Source organism: Zhongshania sp. (assembly GCF_041584495.1).
Classification (GTDB): domain Bacteria; phylum Pseudomonadota; class Gammaproteobacteria; order Pseudomonadales; family Spongiibacteraceae; genus Spongiibacter.
The window spans coordinates 1-3576 of the sequence record NZ_JBFHDY010000201.1; the positions used below are offsets into that span (position 1 = coordinate 1).

The 3576-nt window shown below is 50.7% G+C and carries 6 protein-coding genes; all 6 read right to left on the bottom strand.

Annotation, left to right across the window (positions count from 1 at the left end; translation table 11 throughout):
• Positions 1 to 145: 145 nt before the first annotated feature.
• Positions 146 to 382 carry a hypothetical protein gene (locus ABYP33_RS17950; protein ID WP_373092602.1) on the bottom strand — a complete coding sequence of 79 codons (237 nt, stop codon included), beginning with the start codon at positions 380 to 382 and terminating at the stop codon, positions 146 to 148.
• Between the two features lie 6 nt (positions 383 to 388).
• On the bottom strand, positions 389 to 799 hold the full coding sequence (locus ABYP33_RS17955; protein WP_373092603.1) for a hypothetical protein: 411 nt from the start codon (positions 797 to 799) through the stop codon (positions 389 to 391).
• Between the two features lie 595 nt (positions 800 to 1394).
• Positions 1395 to 1667, bottom strand: coding sequence for a hypothetical protein (locus tag ABYP33_RS17960; RefSeq protein ID WP_373092605.1), 273 nt, complete (start codon positions 1665 to 1667; stop codon positions 1395 to 1397).
• 356 nt (positions 1668 to 2023) lie between these two features.
• Positions 2024 to 2335: a hypothetical protein gene (locus tag ABYP33_RS17965; RefSeq protein ID WP_373092607.1), complete on the bottom strand. Its 312-nt coding sequence runs from the start codon at positions 2333 to 2335 to the stop codon at positions 2024 to 2026.
• A gap of 3 nt (positions 2336 to 2338) precedes the next feature.
• Complete coding sequence (locus ABYP33_RS17970) at positions 2339 to 3100, bottom strand: hypothetical protein (protein ID WP_373092608.1); 762 nt, start codon at positions 3098 to 3100, stop codon at positions 2339 to 2341.
• 35 nt (positions 3101 to 3135) lie between these two features.
• Positions 3136 to 3300, bottom strand: a complete 165-nt coding sequence (locus ABYP33_RS17975; protein WP_373092610.1) for a hypothetical protein — start codon at positions 3298 to 3300, stop codon at positions 3136 to 3138.
• Positions 3301 to 3576: the final 276 nt, after the last annotated feature.

Here is a 3576-nt window from a genome sequence, read left to right on the forward strand (position 1 = left end):
AATGCCGTCCGCTTTCAATGCTTTACGTAGTGCATCCTTGAATGCTTTGCCCTTGGATGCGTTACTGTTACCTTTCGGAGCACCTGCCATTGATTCAATCCGTAACCTATTGTGTTACTTACCGTAACCTTTTCGCTTCTTGCGCTTAGTAGCCATTCATTCCACCCATCATATCAAACAACTGATTCTCAACCCGCTTAATCATAATCCAGCACGCACCAAAGTCATGCTTGTGCGGTTTCTTCACTTCTCGCATGACCTCTGACGGTATAACGCAGAGCTGCCCCGGCTCCCAGCTGTTGGGGTCGTGGGGGTTCTCTATCGCTGTCGCCCGCCAGTATAGTGCGGTTTCTGCTTTGTATTTGGGTTCCATGTAGGTCATATTAGCCTACTCACTGAACCCTGACAATTCCTTGTCTGTTGCCGACAGTATTAAATCGTTTCCGTGCTGTGCAATTTCTTTCAGCCTCTCAGCGCTTGGGCGGAAGTTGGCCTTCACTGCCCTCGGCTTATACGGTGCTGTAGCCGCCTTGTGATGCTTCACCGCTTCCACGATAAAGCGAATTGGCAGCTCCGGGTTATCCTTGGATGCCCGCCTAATCCGCGCTTTTGTGAATTCGTCTAGCATGTTCACTACATCCTTTCGTTCAATATTATTGAACAATTTTAATTGTTGAACAATTCCCCTTCGACAATCCATTCTCCAATACATACGCCATGCAAGCCCTAGAGCAAAATTTATTATTTGGTCTAAGCCCGTTTTGCTGGTGATAAACCATGCCGCAATCCTTGCAGTCATAAAAGACCACCTTCTCGTTATTGTGGATAACCGTCTTTGACATAACCCCCCCTGATAACCCACCCGTACCAATACCTGCGCAGAGGGGTGGGTCGTGTAAGCTGGCGGGCTATCCAGTATCACCGCCGCAACGTTTGTTTATCAGCGGTCGCCATCCGCTACGCCTCCTACTGGTGGAAGCCAACTCCAGCCAAGGTTAAGTCGTGGGCCAAGGCTGGGTGCATGTAATGCGGTGGCCGGTGCTGATCTCCGGCTTCACTGAATGGCGTATAACCCCTTTGTCGAGTGGGAAAGCATCTCGGCGCATCAGCCTGCGCATTCACCGCATTTGTAGTGGTTGCTGCCGGGTGCGTGTTCCGGACTCTATCCCTAAAGGGCCAACAACCACTCAGATGCGTTGATATAACCCCCAACTACCAAACCACCGCGATCAACTGGACTACAGGTCTGGCAATGGGGGCCGTGTCCACCCCTCGCGGTGCGCCCAGTGAATCCCGCGTCATCACCTAATTATCGAGCATCGCGCTACATGGCGGGAGGGGTGTTTAGTAAATTATAGCACAATGGGCGATTGCTCGCCCATCCTAATTCTCGATTATTCAAGGCCCAGTGCGTCGTAAAGCGCGTCGATTCTATCCTCGTTAATCCAAAAAATGTCGTAGCCTTCGTCATCCATGTCGCCGATACCCTTTTGTGTCATGCTTGACAGCAGACCTTTACCCGCGTTCAGGTTGCCGCCGAAGATGGCGGCTGCTTCTTCAAGACCGGCGCAGCAGTAGTTGTCGTTTTTCTGTGACTCGCGGTCATCATAGTTGATGCACTGCTTAAGAAAGTTTTTCTCGTTTTCAGTCAGTTTAAGTGTGGTCATGGTTAATATCCCCTCTGTGTTTGTGTTGTCTACGGTTTAAATATTAGTGGGTTGCGCCGATTTTGTGAAATACCGTTTTGTCATAAGAGTGTCTGCGCTTATAACCGAAAAAAAACCCCGGCTTGAACCGGGGAAGAGGGGAAGTGATACCTGGAGGGTGTATTAAGAATACCACAACCAAGCCCCGACACCACCCCTTTCCGCCTCTTTCGCCCATCGGCACAAATCCCACTCATTGCACCGTATGCCCTCGCCCCTGGCTATGATGGCAACCTTCCACCACGCCAACGGATCGCCCTGTCCATATCGAATCTCAAAGACTCTGGCCATGTGTTTTGGGGGGAAGCTGGCGGGGATCATGCCACATCACCATAACAGCGCCCGTGGTACACATACCGCGCAGCAGTCTCTGACAGCCCGTGCTTTGCGCCTAGCGCTTTGAACGTCAGCCCTTGGCGGTTCTCGCGTATATCCCTGACCTTCTCCGGCGTTAACGTCCTGTGGGCGCTGGGGAATCTTCGCGGCTCGACCTCAAGGTGTTTAAACGTCCGCCCTGTAATCGCGTGGTACATTGTGTTGTACTTCTCGCCGTAGTGGTCTGCCCACTGTTGGTACGTCCAGTTTTCGGCGTTGATTCTGGCGCGGGTTACTTTTTCGTCTGTTAGCATTGGTCAATTCTCCGCAAAAATATCACACTGCTCGCTACACCCATTCGATTCATCACTCCCCCCATCAAAATTCCCACCCAATATATCCTCTGCCGACTTATTACCCCTGAAAAATACTCGCTTTGTGCCGTCCACATTATGCCCCGCCAATCCGTACAGATTTTCCATCCGGCGAGGGAATTCATAAATATTGGCATCCTCCCTCACATTCTCCGCGTGTTTCTTCCACGACTTCTTCCAGCACCACGTACAGTTGCCAAGCCTTTCTGGTAAGTCCAAATCAAACGGCTGTTTTGACCACCACGCCATGACCTCATATTTCATGGTAGGAAACCAGCTTATCAGCGGGTATACGATCTTGTTTTGCTCTGCCTGTACGCTCATGCGGTCTACCTCATCTGCGCGTATACCAACAGCCATTAACCGATCTGAAAGCCCTTCGGACTCAACCCATTTGTTTATTGGTGCCAGTTTTAGCTCACGATTGCAGTGGGGGTAAGCCTTGTTTGGTATGCCGTACTTCTTAATAACATGCTCGTATGGCTCACCCCGCCTAGAAGCTGATTTAAAATCAACTATCTTAAACCCAGTTCCCACCCTCTTGCCGTGGTGCACATCAGCCTCAACCCAAACAAGATTCAGCCTAAAATGCTTATCAAGCCGGTCTACAAACTCCAGTGTCTTCTCGTGCTCTTGCCCCGTATTAGCAAATACAAAGCGCATATTGTACCGATCCGAGTATTCGGCCTTTAGCCTTGCGGCCATGTAGCCGCTAGTTCGCCCCCCAGAAACAGATGCAACTAATGGCTGCACGACTCCACCCCCAGAAAAGTCCAGCCCTTAGCCGCCCAGCCTGTACGCTCGGCATCGTGCAATACGGTGGTAAGGTTTCGCCCCCACACGACAACTGACTTGAATTTTAGAGTCTGGCCCACTTCTCGGCTGTAGGTTAGTTTGTATTTCATGCCCCATCCCTCCTATCAAAACACCGAAAACTCTCCACTAGGTTCAATGGCAGCCCAGCCTTTTCCGCATCCCGCTGAACCTGCTCCGTGGCCACAAGCGGGCATTCGTCGTAATGCTTGCACTCTTTGGCGGTACAGAAGGCTCTGTCCTGGTAGACAATCACTTACCCACCTCACATCACAATTGACTGTTTCTTTCCATCTACAAAAAAATTGCAGATTCCATAGCTGCCCATAACCCACGATTCAGCCATAATTTCTTTAGCTACTCGCTCG